The 3,126-nt window shown below is 67.2% G+C and carries 6 protein-coding genes; all 6 read right to left on the minus strand.

All coding sequences use genetic code 11. From position 1 onward, the window contains the following. Positions 1-96 precede the first annotated feature (96 nt). The 6 genes from HC022_RS29450 to HC022_RS22435 all read right to left on the minus strand — a co-directional run bounded on the left by HC022_RS29450 (position 97) and on the right by HC022_RS22435 (position 2,973). The gene (locus HC022_RS29450; RefSeq protein ID WP_254885232.1) at positions 97-459 is read right to left on the minus strand and encodes a hypothetical protein; all 363 of its coding nucleotides are present in this window, start codon (positions 457-459) and stop codon (positions 97-99) included. Positions 460-542: 83 nt separating this feature from the next. Next, on the minus strand, positions 543-770 hold the full coding sequence (locus HC022_RS29455) for a hypothetical protein (protein ID WP_254885233.1): 228 nt from the start codon (positions 768-770) through the stop codon (positions 543-545). 33 nt (positions 771-803) lie between these two features. Further along, positions 804-1,589: a 23S rRNA (adenine(2030)-N(6))-methyltransferase RlmJ gene (locus HC022_RS22420; protein WP_008883183.1), complete on the minus strand. Its 786-nt coding sequence runs from the start codon at positions 1,587-1,589 to the stop codon at positions 804-806. Positions 1,590-1,646: 57 nt separating this feature from the next. Beyond that, positions 1,647-2,654, minus strand: a complete 1,008-nt coding sequence (locus tag HC022_RS22425) for a tyrosine-type recombinase/integrase (RefSeq protein WP_167453876.1) — start codon at positions 2,652-2,654, stop codon at positions 1,647-1,649. Continuing rightward, positions 2,651-2,827: a hypothetical protein gene (locus tag HC022_RS22430; protein WP_167453877.1), complete on the minus strand. Its 177-nt coding sequence runs from the start codon at positions 2,825-2,827 to the stop codon at positions 2,651-2,653. The genes HC022_RS22425 and HC022_RS22430 overlap by 4 nt, the downstream gene beginning before the upstream one ends. Continuing rightward, the gene (locus HC022_RS22435; RefSeq protein WP_167453878.1) at positions 2,827-2,973 is read right to left on the minus strand and encodes a hypothetical protein; all 147 of its coding nucleotides are present in this window, start codon (positions 2,971-2,973) and stop codon (positions 2,827-2,829) included. The genes HC022_RS22430 and HC022_RS22435 overlap by 1 nt, the downstream gene beginning before the upstream one ends. Between the last annotated feature and the right edge of the window lie 153 nt (positions 2,974-3,126).

Below are 3,126 nucleotides of genomic sequence, written 5' to 3' on the forward strand. Positions count from 1 at the left end.
GGTGCGGCGCCGCCTCGAGCGCGGCATAGGGCACCGCCCGCAGCCCGTCCGCATCGGCGGGGGGGGCAACGAGAAGAAGGAGCAGGGCCAGCGCCCTCATCCGGCGTCGCTCCCGCCCGGCGGGGCGGGCAGGGTGCCCAGCAGTTCGCGGAACTCGAAGCGCAGGTTGTCGATGCCGAGCCCCTCGGGATCCTCGTTCTCGACCGTGAAGCCCGCGATGTCCGGGACAGCGCCCCGCCGCAGCAGGGTCAGCGTGCCGGTGTCGCGGTCGACCTGCCGGGTGATGGTCTGGATCAGCCGTCCGAGCCGGTCGAAGAACACCAGCGTCACCGTGCCACCCTCGCCGCCGCGGATGTCCACCGCCAGCGCCGGCTGGTCACGGTCGAAGAGCACGGCGATGGCGCCTTCGCCCACGGCGCCCGCATCGGGGAAGCCACGCGGACCGTGGCCCTTGAGCACGTTGTCGCCCCAGAGGTTGATGGTGCCGAGATTGGTGCCCTCTTCGCCGGGCAGCAGCGTCAGCGGCGGCTGCGGCAGGCCGGTCAGGTGGTCATGCCCGGTCGCGGTCTCGAGACGGCGAAGCGCTCGCCGAAATGCGCGCCCTTCCCGTCGATCACCCCGGTCAGCGCCCGCCCGACCCCGTAGCCCGAGGGCAGGGACGAGAAGTCGATGATCCGGGTGAAGCGCAAAAGGTCGGTCGGGACCTCGCAGATCGGATCCTCGCAGGCGAGCGCCGGAGAGGCGCAGAGAAGCAGGACGAGCCAGCGCATGGATCCGAGGATACACCGCTTCGGAGCGAGTCCTCAGCGTTTTTTCGCCTTTGAAAACAGGGCGTCGAGCCGTCGCGCCTCGTCTGCCAGCCCCCAGGGCGGATTGATCACGAAGAGCCCCGAGCCCACCATCCGGTGGCCCTCGCGGATCGGCGGGAAGCGGACCTCGTGGCGCAGCGCCTCGGGATGGTCGCGGGTCAGCGCCTGCAGCATCGGGGCGTGCAGCCCCGAGGTCAGGATCGGGTACCACAGCGCCAGCACGCCGACGTTCCATTTCTTCGCCACGGCGGAGAGGAATTTCGGGATGCGGTCGTAGTCCTGCTTCACCTCGTAGGAGGGGTCGACCAGCAGCAGGCCCCGGCGCGGCTCGGGCGGGCAGAGGCTCTGGGCGAGCTCGAAGCCGTCCTGCCGGCGGATCGAGACATTGGGCGCGCGCAGTGCCTGCCGCAGCGCCGCGTGCTCCTGCGGGTGAAGCTCGGCGAGGTGCAGCTGGTCCTGCGGGCGCAGCAGCGTGGCCGCGATCAGCGGCGAGCCAGGGTAGGCGTGGGGACCGTTCTCGCTGCGGATCCGGGCCAGCGCGCGGGCATAGGGATGGCTCGACGGCAGCGCCTTCGACAGCGCGCCGATGCCTTTCTCGGCCTCGCCGGTCTTCAGCGCCTCGGCGCTCGACAGGTCATAGAGCCCGCGCCCGGCGTGGGTCTCGATGTACGTGAGCGGCTTGTCCTTCTGCGTCAGGTACTCGAGCATCCACGCCAGCAGCGCGTGCTTCTGCACATCGGCGAGGTTTCCGGCGTGGTAGAGGTGTTGGTACGACAGCATTTTTGACCCGTAAGTTGCTGAAATCGTTCAGCCTGATTTCACCGTTTCAACAGCGTTTCAATGTTCGCGTTTTGGTTTCGTTCTGTCCATACGCGCTTTCTGGGCCTCTGTCGCCCGCGCTTTCTGTTGCGCGGCCCCGGCGTAGAGGCGGATCATGGCGCCGCTGGCGTGGCCGGTGATCGCCTTCACGTGGTCGCTGGTCATGCCCGGGATGGCGGCGATTTCAGACGCGGCCGCATAGCGCAGAGCGTGGATGTCGTAGTCCTCGGCCCCGATCTTCCGGCGCACCGTCATGATGTCCTTGTGGGCGGAGGGGTAGCTGATCCGCTGCCCGTCCTCACGGCAGACGATGAACAGCCCGCGCTTTTTCTCTGCGGCCAGCACGGCGCGCAGACGGTCGGTTAGGGGGATGTAGAGCTCAGCCTTCGTCTTCCCCTGCACCAGCGTGAATCCGTCGTCGTCCAGGTCAGACCAGCGCAGTTTCAGCACGTCGTCGATCCGCTGGCCGGTGCCGAGAAGCATCTCGAAGAGAAGCAGGGCCCGGCCCTCTGCCTCCGCCCGAAACGCCTCGATGAGATCTGCCGGCCACGGCTTGCGCTTCTTGCCTGTCGGGCTGAGCCTCTGGATATCCTGCGCCGGGTTGCGGTCGATCCATCCGATCTGGACCGCGTACTTCATCAGCACCAGCAGCGTGTCGATCTTGCGGTTCGCGTCGGTCGGCTTGTCCGCCAGGGCGTCCCGCATCTCGTAGACATGGACCGCGCGCAGCTTCGCGGGATCTACCTTGCCCGCCGTCTCGCGCAAATAGCGGAAGTTCCGCTCGTGGTTCCGGCGGGTGTTGTGCGCGTAGTTCGCCCACTGCGGCGACTTCATGAAAAGCTCGATGAGCTTGCCAATGTTCTGCTTCGGCGTCGCGACGCGGCCCCGCATCAGCCGGGCGTAATCGGCGGCGAACTCGGCGGTGCCGGGCTTGCTCTGGATGCGCTGGCAGACCCCGCCACGGACGAAGTAGAGATAGCCCTTCTTGCCTCGGGCGTAGACGTAGGCGGGGAGGCTTCTTTTCACCTGCGGTTCCAGTTCACGAGGTCTGGTTCATCACCGTCCAGCCTGCCGACGGTAGGCGCGATTTTGTAGACGCGGGACTGGTGCTCGATGGTAATGGTCACGCCGGTATTCTGGCATACCTGCGCGGCCTCTGTGAGCCATTTCGGCGGTTCTGGTTGGTGATGCGCCGGCATCACTCGGCTCCCCCCGTGATGGCGCGGTATATCGCGCGTGTGAGGTAGAGCCACTCGACGGCGCCCGAGGCGAGCGTCGGCAGGATCCACCAGCCGTTCGGAAGCTGGCTCTGCAGGAGGGGTGTTTTCGGCAGATAGAGCCTCATCCTTGTGCTCGTTGAGGAACTGGATCTCGCTCTCGCCGGTGTCGCGGTTGACCGACGAGCAGACCTCGAAGACCGAGACCAAGCGGGACCGGGTGCGCCGCCTGCTGATCGACCCGCTGACCGAGCACGGCTTCCGCAAGCCGGGCGACGTGT

Source organism: Salipiger sp. HF18, assembly GCF_011806505.1.
GTDB classification, from domain to species: Bacteria; Pseudomonadota; Alphaproteobacteria; order Rhodobacterales; family Rhodobacteraceae; genus Salipiger; species Salipiger thiooxidans.